This is a genomic window from Corallococcus sp. AB011P (genome assembly GCF_003611605.1).
GTDB lineage: Bacteria > Myxococcota > Myxococcia > Myxococcales > Myxococcaceae > Corallococcus > Corallococcus coralloides.
The window spans coordinates 225,901-243,182 of record NZ_RAVX01000001.1; the positions used below are offsets into that span (position 1 = coordinate 225,901).

Annotated in this window: 11 protein-coding genes; 4 read left to right on the forward strand and 7 right to left on the reverse strand. The window is 72.2% G+C overall.

The genetic code is table 11. The annotated features are described in order from the left end of the window. The first annotated feature begins 99 nt into the window (after positions 1-99). Together D7X30_RS00985 and D7X30_RS00990 are read left to right on the forward strand one after the other, a co-directional pair. Positions 100-4,098, forward strand: a complete 3,999-nt coding sequence (locus D7X30_RS00985; RefSeq protein WP_233591300.1) for a protein kinase — start codon at positions 100-102, stop codon at positions 4,096-4,098. A 116-nt stretch (positions 4,099-4,214) separates the two neighbouring features. Then, the gene (locus D7X30_RS00990; RefSeq protein ID WP_120561686.1) at positions 4,215-5,054 is read left to right on the forward strand and encodes an Ig-like domain-containing protein; all 840 of its coding nucleotides are present in this window, start codon (positions 4,215-4,217) and stop codon (positions 5,052-5,054) included. Between the two features lie 62 nt (positions 5,055-5,116). Here the strand turns inward: D7X30_RS00990 and traB are convergent, their stop codons facing one another. From traB to D7X30_RS01010, 4 genes are all read right to left on the reverse strand, one after another. Next, positions 5,117-6,745 carry an outer membrane exchange protein TraB gene (gene traB, locus D7X30_RS00995; protein ID WP_120560951.1) on the reverse strand — a complete coding sequence of 543 codons (1,629 nt, stop codon included), beginning with the start codon at positions 6,743-6,745 and terminating at the stop codon, positions 5,117-5,119. Beyond that, on the reverse strand, positions 6,742-8,799 hold the full coding sequence (traA, locus tag D7X30_RS01000) for an outer membrane exchange protein TraA (RefSeq protein ID WP_120561687.1): 2,058 nt from the start codon (positions 8,797-8,799) through the stop codon (positions 6,742-6,744). Before traA ends, traB begins: the two co-directional genes overlap by 4 nt. 186 nt (positions 8,800-8,985) lie before the next feature. After that, the gene (locus D7X30_RS01005; RefSeq protein WP_120560952.1) at positions 8,986-10,050 is read right to left on the reverse strand and encodes a hypothetical protein; all 1,065 of its coding nucleotides are present in this window, start codon (positions 10,048-10,050) and stop codon (positions 8,986-8,988) included. 87 nt (positions 10,051-10,137) lie between these two features. Beyond that, positions 10,138-11,877, reverse strand: a complete 1,740-nt coding sequence (locus D7X30_RS01010) for a GTPase (protein ID WP_120561688.1) — start codon at positions 11,875-11,877, stop codon at positions 10,138-10,140. A gap of 111 nt (positions 11,878-11,988) precedes the next feature. Here D7X30_RS01010 and D7X30_RS01015 point away from each other — a divergent pair, with 111 nt between their 5' ends. Then, a complete protein-coding gene (locus tag D7X30_RS01015) occupies positions 11,989-13,368 on the forward strand; it encodes a thioredoxin family protein (RefSeq protein ID WP_120560953.1) in 1,380 nt (459 codons plus the stop codon). Positions 13,369-13,396: 28 nt separating this feature from the next. Here D7X30_RS01015 and D7X30_RS01020 read toward each other — a convergent pair whose 3' ends face one another. The 3 genes from D7X30_RS01020 to D7X30_RS42545 are packed head-to-tail and all read right to left on the reverse strand — an operon-like array spanning position 13,397 to position 15,715. After that, positions 13,397-14,545, reverse strand: coding sequence for a metallophosphoesterase (locus D7X30_RS01020; RefSeq protein ID WP_120560954.1), 1,149 nt, complete (start codon positions 14,543-14,545; stop codon positions 13,397-13,399). Positions 14,546-14,587: 42 nt separating this feature from the next. Continuing rightward, entirely contained in the window at positions 14,588-15,235 is a 648-nt protein-coding gene (locus D7X30_RS42540) for a LuxR family transcriptional regulator (RefSeq protein WP_233591302.1), read from the reverse strand. A gap of 6 nt (positions 15,236-15,241) precedes the next feature. After that, entirely contained in the window at positions 15,242-15,715 is a 474-nt protein-coding gene (locus D7X30_RS42545) for a hypothetical protein (RefSeq protein ID WP_233591303.1), read from the reverse strand. A 389-nt stretch (positions 15,716-16,104) separates the two neighbouring features. On the opposite strand from D7X30_RS42545, the gene D7X30_RS01030 reads away from it, so the two are divergent. Then, positions 16,105-17,280, forward strand: a complete 1,176-nt coding sequence (locus tag D7X30_RS01030) for an amino acid deaminase/aldolase (protein WP_120560955.1) — start codon at positions 16,105-16,107, stop codon at positions 17,278-17,280. Positions 17,281-17,282 lie beyond the last annotated feature (2 nt).

A 17,282-nucleotide genomic window follows, 5' to 3' on the forward strand; every position in this document is an offset into this window, starting at 1 on the left:
GGTCCACGTGACTCGCGCCCGGTACGCCAGGACCCCACACGGGGGCGGAGCGGCTAATGGCTCCCCGTGCGAAAGCGAAGAGCCGGGGACTGGCGGGGGATGGGGATCGCTGGGTACGGTTCAAGGGCGATGGTGTCCGGTGCTTCCTCGTCTTCCCTCATCTTCGGCAGGTATGCGGTGCTGCGCCGCGTGGCCGTGGGGGGCATGGGGGAAATCTTCCTGGCACGTCAGGTGGGCGTGAGCGGCTTCGAGCGCCCCGTCATCCTCAAGAGCCTGCTGCCGGACCTGCTGGAGCACGACGGCTCGGTGGAGATGTTCCTCGACGAGGCCCGCGTCGCGGCGCACCTGAACCATCCGAACGTCGTCTCGCTGTACGAGGTCGGCGCGTGGCAGGGCACGTTCTACATCGCCATGGAGTACATCGAGGGCGAGAACCTGGGCCGCCTGGCGAAGGCGTCGCAGCGGGCCGGCACGCCGCTGCCCCACCGCGTCTGCGCGCAGATGATCCGCGACGCGGCGCTGGGGTTGGATCACGCGCACCACGCACGAGACAGCCAGGGCGCGTCGCTGGAGTTGGTGCACCGGGACATCAGCCCGCAGAACATCATGGTGCGCCTGGACGGCCTGACGAAGGTGGTGGACTTCGGCGTGGCCAAGGCGACCATCCGCGCCAGCCGCACGCGCACGGGCGTGCTCAAGGGCAAGCTGCGATACATGTCGCCGGAGCAGGTGCGCAACGAGCCCGTCTCCGGCACCAGCGACCAGTTCGCGCTGGGCGTGGTGCTGTGGGAGCTGTGCACGCGCCGGCCGTTCATCGACACGGACAACCCCGCGGAGGCCATGCGGCGCATCGCGCTGGCGGCGGTGCCCCGGCCCTCGCAGTTCGTGGAGGGGCTGTCGCCGCTCTTGGAGCAGATCATCCTGCGCATGCTCCACCGCGCCCCCGGTCAGCGCTTCGCCCGCTGCGCGGACGTGGCCCGCGCGCTCCAGTCCTACCTGGATGAAACGCCGGAGCCGCCGGAGGAGAGCGTCCCCGCGGTGGTGACGCGGTTGGTGGGCGACACGGTGCTGGCGCGTCTGCGCGACGCGGGCAGCGGCGAGCCCGGGCTGCCCCAGGTCCGCGAGCCCTCCAACGTGTCGTGCCCGCGCTGTGGCCAGTCCACCAGCGCGACCAGTCGCTTCTGTCCCGCGTGCGGCAACTCGCTCACGCCCATGGGCGTGGACGCCGCGCAGAAGTCGCTCACGCCTTCGTCCGGTTCCGGCTCCGGCTCCGGAGACGCCTCGCCCAGGCTGCCGGTGATGCCCGCGCTGCGCGAGCCGCCCGTGCACCTGGGCGACGAGGACCTCCCCGACGCGCCAACGGCCAAGGCGCCCGCGCGCCGCGGCGACGGCGCCGTGCACGAGCCGCCCACCGACCCGACGATGGAGGTGCCCGCGCCGCCGGCCTCCGCCCTGGCCGAGCCGCCTGCCGCGCACGAGGACGACGACGGGCCCCCGGCGCTGGGAGACGAGGCCCCGGGCCCCACGGTGAAGATCCGCGCGATGGACGCGCAGGCGCAGATGCGCCGGCTCACGTTGCTGGTGGTCGCGGGCGAGCCGGCCCACGCGGTCCGGTTGCGCGAGGCGGTGGCGCAGGTCTCGGCGCGCCACCACGTGGAGGCGATGGCGCTGTCGGACACGCACTGGTGTCTGCCCTTCGGCCTGCCGCAGGCGCGCGCGGACGATGCGACGCGGGCGCTGAAGTGCGCGGAGGAATTGGGCAGCGCGGGCGTGAACGTGCGGCGGGGCCTGGAGTCCGGCGTGGTGCGCACGAGCTCGGAGGCCGGGGCGCCCCGGCTGTCAGGCCTGGGGCTGGAGCGGGCGCAGGCGCTGGCGGACGCGGCGGTGTCCGGCGAGCTGCTGGTGGGCGCCTCCGTGAAGGCGCTGCTGGTGGAGGCGGGCGGGGTGCGCATCGGCATGGCGCGCGAGCTGCCCGGCGGCACGGCGTGGCGGGTGGAGTCCGGCGCGCCCGCGACCCGCGTGGACGCGCTGGTGGGGCGCGACGAGGCGCTGACCCAGGCGGCGATGGTGGTGGAGTCGGCGTGCAAGGGCGAAGGCGGCGCGCGGCTCTTCGTGGGGCCCTCGGGCGTGGGACGCAGCCGCTTCCTGGAGGCGGTGTCGGAGCTGGCCGCGGGCGCCTCGCCGCGCGTGGTGTACGCGTGGGGTGGAGACCCTCGCTCCGCGGGAGCGCTGGGGCTGTGGCGCACGGTGTTCGCCGCGCTGTCGCGGACCGCCACGAGCGGAGACGCGTCGCTGCCGCCGCTGTCGGGGCTGGGCTTCTCCGAACCGGAGGCCGCGGCGCTCTGGCGGAGGCTCGCGCGGGGCGTGCCCGTGGGCGGCGGGCTCCTGCCGGCGGGAGACGGAGCGGTGGTGGACGCCATCCAGCGCGTGGCGAAGCCGTCCGGCCTGTTGCTGCTGGTGGACGACGTGCACCGCGTGGACGGCCCTTCGCTGGACATGCTCGCGGGGCTGCTCGCGGCGAAGGAGCTGGGCGTGTCGCTGGTGGCCACGGGTGACGTGGACGCGGTGCCCACGGCCCTGGCCTCGCTGCCCGTGACGGTGCTGGAGGGACTGTCGCCGTCGGAGCTGAACGCGCTGCTCACCGCGAGCCTGGGCATGGCCCTGTCGCCGTCGTTGGAGCGGGCGGTGGCGGACCGGGTGCGCGGGAATCCCGCGCATGCGCTGGCGCTGGTGCGGCTGCTGGTGTCGGTGGGGGTGTTGCAGCGCACGGAGAGCGGCTTCCAGTCCAATGGCCCGCTGTCCCCCGCGGCGCTGCCGCAAGGCCTGGGGCAGGCCCTGGGCGCGCGGCTGGAGCTGCTGCCCGCCGCGTCGCTGCGCTTCCTCCAGCGGGCCGCGGTGGAGGGCTCGCTCTTCTCCGCGGAGCTGGTGCGCGCGTCGCTGACGGCCACGGACGGCGCAGGGGTGCTGGAGGACGCGGAGTGGGTGGTGCCCGTGCCCGGGCAGCCCGGCATCTTCCGCTTCATGAGCGAGGAGGCGCGGCAGGTGCTGCGCGAGCGCCTGTCGCCCTCGCAGCTGCGGAGCGCGCACCAGGAGCTGGCGGAGGCGCTGGAGATGCTGGTGTTCGCGCAGGAGCCGGCCCGCGAGGTGCGGGTGGCGGACCACCTGCTGGGCGCGGATGCCTCCGGTGCGCCGGCCGCGTGCGAGCGGGCGGGAGACTGGTTCGCGGCGCGAGGCGAGTGGCGCGCGGCGGTGGAGTTCTACCGCTGGTCCCTGGGCCGGGCGCCTGGCGCGACGGCGGCGGTGGTGCGCTGGCAGCTGGACGTGCTCGCGCGCGCGGCGGGATGCCTCACGCAGGCGGACCCCGCCGCCGTGGACGGGCTGGTGACGCCGTGGCTGGACCAGGTGCCGGTGATGCAGACGCCCGGCCGGTGGGCGGAGGCCGCGCGGCGCCTGGCCGTCGCGGAGCTGAAGCTGGGGCGCGTGGATGACGCGGAGGTGCGCCTCAGCATGGCGCAGGGTCCGGCGGGCTCGGACCCGGAGGTCGAGGCCCTGGTGCTGGGCGAGCTCGCGCGCGTGCGCGAGGCCAAGGGCGAGACGACGGCCGCGGTGGAGCTGCTGGCGCGGGCCTTCCAGCGCATGGGGAACCGGACCCCGCACGTGGCGGACTTCTTCTGGGAGCACTACCTGCTCCTGGGCCGGCTGCAGCAGCGGCTGGGGCAGCTGGACCGGGCGCGGGTGGGCTTCACGCGCGCGGCGGAGCAGGCGCGGTCGGTGGGCAGCGCGGTGGGCCAGGCGCGAGCGCTGTCGCAGCTCGCGGGCCTGCGGGTCCTCGCGGGCGAGCCGGCCCAGGCGCTGTCGGACCTGGAGCGCGCTCTCGCCCTGGCCGAGCAGGGCGGGGATGCCCAGGAGGTGGCGCGCATCCACTACAACGCCGGGCGCCTGCTGGTGGCGGGAGGCCGGGCGCCGGAGGCGCGTGAGCGGCTGGAGCAGGCGAGGGAGCGCGCCCGGGTGGCCGGCTGGCGGGAGGGAGAGGCCCTGGCCGCGCAGGTGCTGGGGGCGATGGAGGCCCGGACCCCGCGCCGTGGAAGTGGGCAGTAGTCGTCAGCAGGCGTGCAGGCGCGCGGACTTCGGCGCGAGCGCTCGCGGTTTTCACGCCCTTTGAGTGGTCCACCGGTAGACTCGGCCATTCCCCGCCTGCCCCCGTGCCTGCCTTCGTGAAGACCTCACGCCCCATCTCCTTTTCCTTGTTGGGTTTCCTCGCGCTGGGTGCCCTCGGTGCGTGTGGACCGTCGCCCACGACCATCACCCTGGATCCGCCCGAGCTGCGCTACCTGCGCACGCAGGGGCAGAACCTGCCGCTCAGCTACACGGTGTTGGACGCGGACGGGCGCAAGATGATGGACACGCGCTTGCGCTGGACCAGCTCCGCGCCGGAGGTGGCCTCCGTGCTGGAGGACGGTACGGTGGTGGCGCGCAAGTCCGGGAAGACCATCATCGGCGTGCAGGGCGGACGCGCGAAGGCGGCGCTGCCGCTGGACCTCACCATCCTCGCGTCGCTGGACGTGCGCGCGCCGGGCGCGGACTTCGTGGAGGTGGGGCGCACCATCAAGATGCGCGTGGTGGCGCGCAATGAAGCGGGCCACGTCATCCCCGACGCGACGCCCGACTTCCGCTCCAACAACGAGGCCGTGGCGCGCGTGGAGAACGGCGAGCTCATCGCCGCGTCCGCCGGCGTGGCCACCGTCACCGCGACGCTGGGGCACCTGCACCGCGCCATCGCCGTGCAGGTGGTGCCGCCGGACTTCGCGCGCCTGGGGCTGAACCTCACCTCGTACACCTTCAAGAAGAAGGGCCAGTCGGTGATGGTCCAGGCGCGCGCGTACAACCGCAACGGCGTGGCGCTGGAGAAGGTGCCGCTGGAGTGGTTCAGCTCGAACGCCGCCGTGGTGACGGTGTCGTCCGAGGGCCGCGTGACGGCCGTGGGCAAGGGCCGCGCGGTGGTGTCGGTGGTGGCCGGCCGCCGCCGCACGGCCGCGGACTTCATCGTCGAGTAGCCCCGCCGGTTCGACGCCGGGCCCGCCGCACTTGGAGCGGCGGACCCCGAGGCGATGGGCCTCTACGGCTTCTTCTTGGGCGGCGCCGGGGACTTCGGCGCGGGGCGCTTGCCGCCCTTCTTCTTGGACGCGGCCTCCACGTCATCCGGGCAGGGCGGGCGGGGACCGTCGCTCGGCGGCTGGATGGTGAACTCGACGCGGCGGTTGAGGGCCATGCCCTCCTCCGTGGCGTTGTCGGCCAGGGGCATGCTGCGCCCGAAGCCCTGCGAGCACACGCGCTCCGCGGCGACGCCGGTCTCGATGAGGAAGCGCTTCACGCTGGCGGCGCGGCGCTTGGACAGCTCCAGGTTGTACTGGTCGCTGGCGCGCGAGTCGGTGTGCCCCTCGATGAGGATGCGATCCATCTTCGGGTTCTCCTCCATCACCCGCGCGACCTCCTCGAGCACCGGGTAGGACTCGGAGAGGATGACGTCCTGGTCGGTGGCGAAGTTCACCTGCTCCAGGATGACGATCTTGTTCCCCGACGTGCGCGCGAGCGGACAGCCGTCGCGGCCGCGCTTGCCCTGCGGGACGTCCGGGCACTTGTCGATGCGGTCCACCACGCCGTCGGAGTCCGCGTCGGTGTCCGGGCAGCCGCTGTTCTCCACCGGGCCCGCGAGGTTGGGGCAGCGGTCGCGCTCACCGATGACGCCATCGTTGTCGGGGTCCACGGGCGGAGGGGGCGGCTCGGGCGGCTCCTTGAAGCGCTCGATGGCCTCCCACTCGCGCGTCTTGGCGGGCACCCAGAGGATGGACGTGAAGAAGCTCAGGTTCGGCGACGCCAGCGAGCAGCCGCAGCCCAGGCCGCCGCCAAAGGTGAAGGTGACGCCCAGCGAGCTGTACCAGCGCAGGCCGATGAGCAGCTCCGCGGGAATCTGCCGCTCCTGGCCCGGAGCCTTCTTGAGGCCGAACGCGCCGTTCACCATGCCGAGCGCGGTGATGCCGCTGCCGCGCAGCAGGGGCACCTCCGTGCCCAGGCCGAACGGGGCCATGTCGCCCAGCTGCACGCCGCTGAAGATGACGTCCGGCCGCTTCCAGAAGCCGCCGTTGAAGGCGAGGAGGATGCCGGACTCGAAGCGGTAGTCGAGCACCAGGCCCGGCGCCCAGGTGAGCTCGCCGTCGCCCGCGAAGGCCTCCTGCACGCCGGTGGGGAAGCTGACGTTGAGCGTGAGCGCGGCGCCCCAGCCGTGGCCCTCCGCGGAGCGGCGGAAGCCGGGGATGGCCACCTTGCCCATGAGGCGCAGGTCGCCCAGGGCGAAGCTCTCCACGGGCCCTTCGGTGCCGATGACCTCCAGGTTCTGGCCGCCCTGTAGGAGCACGAGCGGCATGTCCACGCCGACCTCGAACCAGTCGAAGAGGCCCACCGTGGCCATGACATCCAGCTGGAGCCGGTTGCCCACGAGGCTGATGGAGCCCAGGTCTCCGTCCTTGGGGACGAGCGAGAGCGGGTTGAGGGAGTAGCTGAAGTAGGGCCCGGCGGAGACGGACAGGTGGGACAGGGGCCGGGACTGGGTGACCATCACCAGGTCCTGCGGCGCGCCGGACGGGCGGAAGACCTGGATGTTGAAGCGCGGATCCGGCGCGGCGTGGGCGGCGGTGGACAGCGCGAGGGCCAGCAGCAGCGGGAGGAGCGGCGTGCGGGAAGGCTTCATCGGACGCGGCGGGTGGAGCGCAGGAAGAGGAAGCCCAGGGCGAGGGTGACCAGCATGGCGGTGCTGCCGGTGGGGGTGTCCTCGGCGGTGGTGCCGCAGCAGAAGGCGCCGCCCTGGGGTTCGGTGCCGGGTTTGCGGCGGCCGCGCTCGCACTGCTGGGTTTCGGCGGAGCAGAACTCGACGCCCAGGCAGTCGCCGCTGTCGGCGCAGGTTTCGAGGCAGGTGTTGGAAGTGAGGTCGCAGGTGCCGCCGCAGGGGCAGTGGGCATCGGCGAAGCACTCGACGCACGTGGAGCCGTCACACACGCGCCCTTGCTCGCACGTCACGGCGCAGGCGCCGGTGTTGGAGCAGGTGCGGGTGGTGGGGTCGCATTTGCCGCTGCCGCAGTCGGAGTCGTTGACGCAGCCCACGCACACGCTGTTCTGCACGGTGCCGTCGGAGAGGCAGAACGGGGTGTCCTCGCCGCATGAGTCGCAGCGGGGGCCGCAGCGATTGTCGGTGGTGCAGGAGCTGCATTCACCGCTGACGCAGGTCTGGCCGTCGCCGCATTCCAGGTCGTTGCGGCACTGGACGCAGACCTCGCCGTCGAGACAGAAGGGGCGCTCGCCGGGGCACTTGGAGCAGCCGGGGCCGCAGCGGTCGGAGGTGTTGCACTCGGCGATGCTGTCGACGCAGGCGCCGTTCAGGGTGTCGCAGCGCTGGCCGTTGGAGCACTGGCTGTCGGTGGTGCACTCGACGCAGGAGGGCGGGGCGCCGGGAGTGGGCGCGGCGCACTGGGTGCCATTGGGGCAGCAGTTGCAGGAGTTGCCGGCGCAGGCGTCGTTGGTGTTGCAGGGCGTGCAGACGTGGTTGGAGCAGCTCTCACCGCGGTCGCACTGGGTGTCTTCGTTGCACTCGACGCAGGTGTTCGCGGTGAGGTCGCAGACCTGGCTGCCGGGGCACTCGGAGTCGGCGGTGCACTGGACGCAGGTGAAGTTCGGCTCGTCGCAGACCTGGCCGGAGCCGCAGTCGGAGTCGCGGACACAGCCGGTGCACACGTTGGTGGTGGTGTCGCAGCGGCCGGTCTGACAGTCGCTGTTCTGGGTGCACGCGACGCAGGTGAACTGTCCGTTGACCTGGGCGCAGATGGGCGCGGTAGGTCCGCACGGCGAGCACGTGTCGCCGCAAAGGAGGTTCGTGTCACAGGGTGCGCAGAGCGCAGCGGAGTTGCAGTAGTAGGACGAACCGCAAGTGCCGTTGCCGGGCTGGTTCGCGAACTGCCGGTCACACTGAACGCATTGATCCAGGTTGGCCGGGAACGACGGCCGGCCAGTTTCCGTTTGATAGAGCTGCGCGGGCTGGAGCAGGGAGAAGCCAGCGGAGTTGAGCGGGACGACTGGAACCTGGTTCGCGGGACGGTCAAAGTCCGTGAATGTGCCATCCAGCACTGCGAACTCCAGGGCCGCATGCTCCACGATCTGCACGTAGACCAACTCCAGCGGATAGAGCCCGGATTGAGTGAAGGTGACGGAGTTGGTAGTGCGCCGCGTTGGCGCTCCGATTTGTGGTGGCCTGATGACAACGTCGTAGCGGTGATTGGCTTTGTCGAACAGGACGAAGCTGATGGCGTCGTCGGCGTAGAAGCCGAAGTGCAGGACTCGTCCGACCATGTCCTGGGTGACGTTCAGGTAGCCGCGAAAACGCGAAACGAAATTCGTCGTCGAATCGTTGTAGTGGAAGGGGCAACCACCCTGAGCGCAGCCCGAAACCACGTTGATGAAGTCGCCGAAGCTCAGGATGCGACCGTCGTTCAGGTTGTTCGACAGGTCGAACGTGGAGCGCAATACGGAGGTCATGCGCGTTGCGCGGTTCGCCTCCATGTATGCGTTCATACCTTCGAGGTAGCCCGTTTGACTTGTGGGGAAATCCTCCGCTGGTCTCGTCCAGACGTTGGACGCCATGCAAAGCCCTGTACCTGCGTCAGTGGGCGAAGGCGCTGCGGGCGCTCCCGTCACCAACACAGCCGGCAGCTTCTGCGCCACGGCAGGCGCGCTCGCGAGGCACACGGCGAGCAGGGACAGCGCGGCAACCGCGCGGAGGGGCAGGGGAGCAGTGCGCAAAACGGGCGCAGCCTTACAGATTAAGTTGATGTTCTCAACCTTCCGCCCACGTCCCGAGTCCCAGTGCCCGAATGCGACCTCCAGGGTCCTCTGTCCCTCCACGTCGCAATCAATCCGGACAGCGTGCAAAACCAGAAACCGTCACACACGACGACAGGCGACATCCCCGTCCTGCGAGCGGATGAACGCCGCGGCGAGTTCGTTGCCCAGGGCCGCGCACAGCACCTCGAACGTCCGACGCCGGGCTCCACCGAAGAAGCCCGGCTGTCGCGCCAGGGTCTCCGGGTGACGCACGAAGACGTTGTACCCGAGGATGCACCCGTCCGCGCGCAGCACGGTGATGCCGTCGGTGGCCATCATGCCGCGCAAGAGCTGCGCGGCCGCCCGCACCGCTGACGCCGCGCTGTCGTCCTGGGTCGCGTGGTGCCGGTCCAGCAGCGCCACCACGTCCATGGGCCGGGGCAACAGGATGCCGTCCACGAACAGCGCCGAACCCGCGCGCTCGCGGGGCAGCACCGCCACCAGCGTGCCGTGCGAGGACTGCATCACCTCGAACAGCACCCGCCGGAAGAAGCCCCGTGCGTACTCGCGGCTGGAGGGCAGGACCTGCTCGGTCACCGCGCTCGCCAGCGCGTCCAGCACCACGGAGGGCGGCTCCAGGTCGATGCGCGCGCCGGACAGGTACACGTGCCGGCACAGCCCTCCGCCTCCGCGCAGCTCGATGATGTTGTCCGCCAACTGCAACACGCCCACCACCCGTGCGCCCCGGTCCGGCGCGTGCCGCAGGCGCTCCAGCGGCGTCTCCGCCAGAGGGAACGGATCCGTCCGGAAGATGCCGTAGGTGAGACCCGCGGGCTCACGCACCAGGTACAGCGCCCACCAGCGCCCCTGCCCCAGCGGCGCGCACTGCTTGAGCGCCCTCTGGATGGTGGCGCGGGTGCGCGGCCCCGAACCCAGGGGAATCGGGTCGTGCCCGCCCAGCAGCTCCATCATCGCGCCCAGGTCGTCACCCAGGAACGCGGTGGGGAACAACAGCGCGCCCTCCTCGCGGTAGCGCGACAGCGTCACCAGCAGCTCGCTGAGCGCGTCCGCCGTCTGGGGACACGTCATGTCCGCCTCGTCGAGGAACGTACTGACGGACTCGGTCAGCAGGTGACGGAACGACAGGATGAGAGGAGAACCCGCCTCCGGGCCCGGACCGGTCATGGCGGACCCAGCATGACGCATCGGTGGCGATGAGGCACGAAGTCTCGCCTCCATTCCGAAGGCGGGACCCCGTCAGGAACCGGCCGCCTACTCCGCCGCCCGCCGTGCCGTCTCCAGGGTGGAGGCGGTGCGCAGCCAGCCCTCCGCCTGGGCGTCCAGGTGGGACAACAGCTCCGAGAAGAAGCGCGTCTCCATGGCCTGCGCCAGCGTGGCCCCGTGCGCGTCCGCCCACTTGCGCGTCACCGTCGCGCGCACCTGGGCGCCCAGCAGGTCCACGAAGCGCTCCAGCAGTGGCGTGGACAGGAGCGTCCCCGCCCACACCACCGCGTCATGGCCCAGGCCGCCGGTGGCCACCGTCACCACCGCCGCCGCGCCGGACGGCACCGAGTACACCAGCGTGGTGAGCGCCTGGAGCAGCTCCTCGCGCATGCCGCCCTGCAGCTCGCTGCCCACCAGCTGGCGGCAGAAGTCATACAGCGTGGCCCGGTCCGCCGCGTGCGCGTGCAGCGCACCCAGGTCCAGCGGCGCATCCAGCCGGCCGAGCATCGCGGGCCCGAAGGACTGCTCCAGCTTCTCGCGTGTCTCCGCGTCTCCGCGCCACGCGGCCACCTCCGGCGCGAAGGCGTCCACCAGCCTGCGCAGCCCGTCCTTCATCGAGTCATCCACCGCCTGCGTGGGCAGCGCCTCATTCGGCTGGGGGCCGGTGAAGGACTCGCGCACCTTGCGGCTCACGAACGTGAGCGCCGTGGCCAGCCCGCGAAACGGCAGTCGCACGAACCGGTGGAAGGTGCTGCGCGCATCCAGTTCGTCGCGGAACGCATCCACCAGCACGTCCGCGGGCACGGCCTTCAGCGCCGCCTGCGCGCCAATGCCTTGCAGGTCGTGCCGCAGCCGCTGCCGCAGTCGCTCTGGCTCACGGGCCGCACGGGTCGCCGCCCGCGCCACCGCGTCCAGCTCCGAGCGCGCATCCGACAGCGACGCCTCCAACGCCCGCGCCTTCAGCTCGCGCGCATGTTCCGCCTGTCCCAGCAGCGCTGCGAGCGGCGGCCGTCCATCCAGCGCCTCCGTGGCCAGCGGCTTCAGCCCCGCCTCCACGTCCGGCTGGTGCGGCGCCAGGTAGCGCGCGAGCGGCGGATGGCCCACGTCCTGGGCCAGCTTGTCCAGGTGGCCGCGCGCCACGTCCTCGCGCGTGGCTTCGTTGTAGACGAGCAGGTACGGCTTGCCGTGGCCCACCGCCGCGCGCAGGAAGTCCACCAGCGCCGCGTTCTGGTACGTCTGCCGGCTCACCACGAACACCAGCACGTCCACCGTGACGAGCAGCGCCTCGGCCCGCTCGCGGTTGTCGCGGTACACGCTGTCGAAGTCCGGCGTGTCCATCACCAGCAGTCCGCGCGGCATCGCATCCGACAGCACCAGGTACAGCCGGCCCGGAGGCCCGGGCTCGTCCACGGGCGCCACGGTGCCGTCGGCCACCGGGATGATGTCGTAGCGCTGGGTGAGCACGTCCTTCAGCGCGCCCGTCCACGTCTCCGGGTTCGCCGCGGCCAGGCACTGCTTGGTGAGTCCGCCCTCGGGACGCGCGGGGGACAGGGACGCCTTCGCCAGCGAGTTGAAGAGCGTGGATTTCCCGACGTTGTTGGGGCCGGCGATGGCCACGAGGAGCAGCGGCGCGTCCCCGGCGCCCAGGCGGGGCAGCAGGTCGCGGCGCAGGCGTTCAGCCAGGCGGCGGGCCACGTCGGCGTCACCGCTGTCGGGGAAGCGTTCGGAGGCGGGCAGGGCGTCCAGGGCGGACGCGAGGGCGGTGCGCAGGGCGCGAGGGTCCTTCATGGGCATAAGGGGCCACGCGTAAGACAGCACGCACGCCGCGTGGTGCCCAGCCTGGTGTGCGCACTCTGTCCACCGGGGACACCCCTGGAGAGGCGCGATAGGGTGCGCCGCATGCGCTCCCTCCTCGCCTGCCTGCTCCTGTCGGGGTCCATCGCCTGCACGGCCACGAACGCCAACGCGCCCGCGCCCGCGTCCGCCGAGTCCCATGCCGAAGGCCCGCTGCCCTTCATCCCGGACGACTACGCCCGCGCGCTCGCGGACGCGAAGGCGAAGGGTGTGCCCCTGTTCGTCGACACCTGGGCGCCGTGGTGTCACACCTGCCGCTCCATGCGCGCGTACGTCTTCACGGACAAGGCGCTGGCGAAGCACGCGGACCGCTTCGTGTGGCTGGAGCTCAACACCGACCTGACCCAGAACGCGACGTTCCAGGAGAAGTACCCTGTCGAGTTCTGGCCCACCTTCTTCATCATCGACCCGCGCGAGGAGAAGGCCCTGCTGCGCTTCGCCGGCAGCGCGACGGTGCCGCAGCTGGAGCGCCTCTTCGAGGACGGCGAGCGCGCCTACCAGGGCGGTGCCACCGGCGCGGAGGCGCTGCTCGCCCGCGGTGATGCCCTCTACGGAGAGCGCAAACCCGCGGAGGCCGCCGAGGCCCTGTCGCTCGCGCTCGCGGAAGCCCCAGCCGACTGGTCCCGCCGGGGCCGCGCGCTGGAGTCGCTGCTGATGGCGCAGTACGGAGCGAAGCAGTACGTGCCCTGCGCGCAGAAGGCGGTGGTGGAGCTGCCGAAGGTGCCTCGCTCGCTCAGCCTGGCCAACGGTGTCCTCAATGGCCTCGGCTGCGCGCTGGCCATCCCGGAAGGCACGCCCGAGGCAGCGGACCTGCGGCACGCGCTGGAGGCGAAGGCGCGCGAGGTGCTCGCGCCGCCGGCCATCGACATGGAGGCGGATGACCGCTCCGGCCTGTACGAGGTGCTGGTGGAGGCGCGCAAGCAGGACAAGGACACCGCGGGCGCGAAGCAGGTGGCCCAGGAGTGGCTGACGTTCCTGGAGGGCGAGGCCGCGAAGGCACCGAACCCCGAGGCGCGCAGCGTGTTCGACTCGCACCGCATGCTCGCGGCGATGACGCTGGAGCAGCCGCGGCGTGCCATCCCCGCGCTGGAGCAGAGCGAGAAGGACCTGCCCCAGGACTACAACCCGCCCGCGCGGCTCGCGACGCTGTACCGCCTGTCGGGCCGGCTGGACGACGCGCTCGCCGCGAACGACCGGGCGCTGGCGCGGGTGCAGGGCGCGCGGCGGCTGTCCGTGCTCTCCGGCCGCGCGGACATCCAGGTCGCGCGCAAGGACACCGCTGGCGCGGTGAAGACGCTGGAGGAGGCGCTGGCCTTCGCGAAGACGCTGCCCGCCGCGCAGGTGTCCCCGCGTCAGGTGGAGTCGCTGGAGAAGAAGCTCGCCGGGCTCAAGACGCCGGCCACCGTCCCTGGCGCGGCGCCGTAGCCAGCACACGAGCCTTCGCGCGTGCCCATCACGGAGCCAGCGGCACCGCGCGACGGGCATCCAGGTCGAGCAGCTCGAAGTCCTCCGCGCGGCCCTCGCGCATGGCGCCATCGGTGAACACCATCACCGCCTCACCCGGGCCCGTCGCGGGCGGCGGGCCGTGCGCGTAGTCCACGCGCGTCCCGTCCGTCACCAGGTGGCGCAGCACTCCATCGCGCGCGGGACCGGGTGACACCAGCTCCCGCACCCGCTTGTCCCGCGTGTGGCCCACCACCTGGGTCAACCCGAGTGGCAACCTCCTGGGATCGAACCTGCGCCGCGGAGTTCCTCGCACACGCTCCGAGTCCTCCGCGGCGAGGCTGGGCCGCTGGTAGAAGATGCCCACGCCCTCGCCATCCCTCGCATTGCCCGGATGGTGCAGCCCCGGCAGCACGAGCGGCCCGCCCTTCCACTCGGCCACCGCCCGGTCCATCACGCCGTTGAGCGCCTCCGCCACCGCGCGCGCCTCCGCCCACCGCTCGGGCTCGAGCCCCACGATCCCCAGGTCCTCGCGCGTGACACCCGCGTGCAGCACCAGCAGCGAGTCCCCGGCCGCATGTGCCACGCGGAAGCGTCGTGCGCGCAGCAGATACTCCACCCAAGCGCGCTGCTCCTCGGTCCAGGTGCTGAAGTCCCGCGCCGCCAGCTCCGCGCTCGGCAATCCAGGCCAGCGCTGGAGGAAGGCCCGCTCCGCCGCCGCGTCGGTGTCGTCCCCCGCGTAGACCCGGTCCGCCTCCACCTGCGCGGCGCGGAACGTCGCATCGGTGAAGTCCGCCAGCTCCCCCACGCGTCCCAGGTCGTGGTTGCCCAGGAGCATCACCGCCTGGTCCGCCGGATGGGACGCGAGCCACGCCACCAGCCGGAGCGCGCTCCAGGCCACGCGCTCCCGGTCCGCCGCGGGCCCCCAGTCGAAGTGGTCGCCCACGGAGACCAGGCACACGTCCGGCCGCAGTCCTCCGTCTTCGTCCAGCAGCCCGTGCAGCGAGAGGATGGACAGCACCCGGTCGAAGTCCGCCTGCGGGTCCCCCATCGCCACGTGCAGCGTGCGGCGCTGGCCCTCCGCCGCCAGCGCGTGTGGCCCCTTCGCCACCGCCGCGTCGGCGCGAGCCAGCGCCTTCCTCAAGAGCGCGTCGTCCATCCCTCCATCCTAGTCATGCGCCGGGCGGTGCCCACCGGCCTATCAGGACTGGAAGAAGCGCGAGATGAGCGCGGAGCGGCTCTCCACCTGCGCCTTGTTCAAGAGGTGCGTGACGTGCACCTCCACCGTGCGCTCGGCGCAGCCCAGGTGCAGGGCGATGGCCTTGTTCGTCTCTCCCTGCACCACGTGCTCCAGCACCTGCGCCTCGCGCGCGGTGAGCCCCCAGCGCTGGGCCAGCACCGGCAGGCGCGAGGTCGGCTCCATCGGCGGTCCGGGGTCCAGCACCAGGTAGTGGTCCGGCAGCCCCTGCGTGCGCAGCGGACCGGAGGAGAACAGCGGCCCCGCGCCCGGCGGGCTCCGCAGACACTCGCGCACCTGCGTCGCCAGCGCCTGCGAGTCCTGCTCCCACCGCGCCTGCCCCGCCTTGTTCGCGTGCATCACCCGGCCGCTGAACGTGACGACCCACGCGGGCCGCCCCAGCACCTCCAGCGCCGCGCCCAGGGCCGGCCCCAGGAGGCCCGCCTCGCGCAGCCGCCGGTCCATGGCCATCCGCCGCTGGATGGCGGGCGTCAGCGCCTGCAACAGCCGCTGCTCCCGCTCCGTGAAGGGCTCGGCCCGGAAGGCGCCCACCCAACCCAGCATCATGTCGCCTTCACACACCAGCACCCGCAGCTGCGCCAGCTGCTCCAATCCCAATTACCGGTAGAGATTGAAGGCATACCCGGCCAGCTGCGTCCGCGCGTGCTCCCACTCCGCTTCGCTCAGTCCCAGCCGCTCCCACAGAGGGCCCTCGCCCTCGCCGGTGATGGGCAGGGCCCGCAGCGGCTCCGAGATTCCCAGCGGCGAGAAGCGCATCGCCCGGTTGCGCTGGGCCAGTGGCGGACGCGCGGGATCGAAATAGCCAAAGCGGCTCCCCGCCGGCGGCAGCGCCGCGTCGAAGGCCTCTGAGAGGACCGAAGGCGGCTGCGGGAAGCCCACGCCGTGCACGAACGCCGTGTGATAGCGGTCCGGGCCCACGTCCACGCCGTAGGCCGCCGTCCGCTCCGCGCGCAGGGCGCTTCGGAGCGCGGCGAGGACCGTCGGCAGGGCCTCGGAGCCGGGCTCCAACCCCTCCAGCAGGCCCTCCAGCTCCTGCAAGAGGCGTTGGTCCTCGGAAATCAAATCAATCACGATTTACTTACTATAGCCGTTGGGGCCAATTGGAAGACTTGTGAGGTCGGGAGTGGAATCAGTGCTTCTTCCGCCTGTCCAGGTGGGAATTGATTTCCTGCCCCCCGAGTCGTTTGAGACTCGCGTGATTTCCTCAATAGAAATGACTTTCGGCTGGCGGCACCATGGCGTTCCGTGCCCTTCCGGGGGGGTGGGCCGACCTAGGAGTCGAAGTATCCGTGTGTGCGCGCGCCGGGCGTTCCCCCAGGGATGTCCGGCGCGCTGCCCCTTTTCCGGCTCCTGTCCCCGCCTGTCCACCACCCCACGCGCCCGGTGCCATCAGGCTCCGGAGTTGACGGGGCGCGGCGATGATGTCCGCTCCCGTCGTGCCCGCGCCCGGAGGCCCTGACATGCCGCGTGATTACGCCTACTACGCCCAGGCGCTGGAGGGACGGAGGCTGCCCCTGGCCTTCGCGGACCTGGACCTGCTGAACGAGAACGCGGCGGCGCTGGTGCGGCGCGCGGGCGGGCTGCCGGTGCGGGTGGCCACGAAGTCGGTGCGGTGCGTCGCGTTGCTGCGGCGCGTGCTCGACGGGCATCCCGGCTTCCAGGGCCTCATGTGCTTCAGCGCCGACGAGGCCGTGCACCTGCGCGAGCGCGGCTTTAGCGACCTGCTCATGGGCTACCCCGTGGTGGATACCGAGGCCCTGGTGGAGCTGTGCCGGCCGCCAGCGCCCGTGACGCTGATGGTGGACTCGGTGGAGCACGTGGCGCTCGCCGCCCGCGCTGCCCGCCGGCACGGGACGCGAGCGCCGCTGTGCCTGGACGTGGACCTGTCCGTCGACCTGCCGGGGCTGCGCTTTGGGGTGCACCGCTCGCCGGTGCGCTCGCCGGAGGACGCGCTGGCGGTGGCCCGGAGCATCGCGGCGGAAGCGGACGCCGTCTTCCTCGCGGGCGTCATGGGTTACGAGGCGCAGCTCGCGGGCGTGCCGGACGCCGCTCCGCACGCGGGGCCGAAGAACGTGGTCATCCGCGCGCTCAAGCGGGGCTCGGTGGGCCGCGTGCACTCGCGCAGGCAGGCGGTGGTGGCCGCGCTGAAGGACGCGGGGTTCACGCCGCGCTTCGTGAACGGCGGGGGCACCGGCAGCCTGGAGTCCACGCGCCAGGACGCGAGCGTCACCGAGCTCACCGCGGGCAGCGGCCTGTACTCGCCCGCGCTCTTCGACGGCTATCGCGGCTTCCAGCATCAGCCCGCGGTGGCGTTCGCCATCCCCGTCACGCGGCGCCCCGGCCCGGGCCTCTACACGCTGCAGGGGGGAGGCTTCGTGGCCTCCGGCTCCGCGGGCGTGGACAAGCTGCCCGTGCCCTACCTGCCCGAGGGCGCGAAGCTCCTCCCGCTGGAAGGCGCGGGCGAGGTGCAGACGCCCATCGCGTACGCGGGGCCGGTGCCGCTGCCCCTGGGCGCGCCGGTGTTCTTCCGGCACGCGAAGGCAGGCGAGGTGTGTGAGCACTTCCGCACGCTGCTGCTCATCTCCGGCGGCCGCGTCGTGGAAGAGGTCCCGACCTACCGGGGTGAATGGGGGTGACG

Excerpts from the sequence above, each read along its gene's own strand:
- D7X30_RS00985 (WP_233591300.1), top strand. The coding sequence starts at position 100 with ATGGGGATCGCTGGGTACGGTTCAAGGGCGATGGTGTCCGGTGCTTCC.
- traB (WP_120560951.1), bottom strand. The coding sequence starts at position 6,745 with ATGAAGCCTTCCCGCACGCCGCTCCTCCCGCTGCTGCTGGCCCTCGCG.
- D7X30_RS01005 (WP_120560952.1), bottom strand. The coding sequence starts at position 10,050 with ATGACCGGTCCGGGCCCGGAGGCGGGTTCTCCTCTCATCCTGTCGTTC.
- D7X30_RS01010 (WP_120561688.1), bottom strand. The coding sequence starts at position 11,877 with ATGAAGGACCCTCGCGCCCTGCGCACCGCCCTCGCGTCCGCCCTGGAC.
- D7X30_RS01015 (WP_120560953.1), top strand. The coding sequence starts at position 11,989 with ATGCGCTCCCTCCTCGCCTGCCTGCTCCTGTCGGGGTCCATCGCCTGC.
- D7X30_RS01020 (WP_120560954.1), bottom strand. The coding sequence starts at position 14,545 with ATGGACGACGCGCTCTTGAGGAAGGCGCTGGCTCGCGCCGACGCGGCG.
- D7X30_RS01030 (WP_120560955.1), top strand. The coding sequence starts at position 16,105 with ATGCCGCGTGATTACGCCTACTACGCCCAGGCGCTGGAGGGACGGAGG.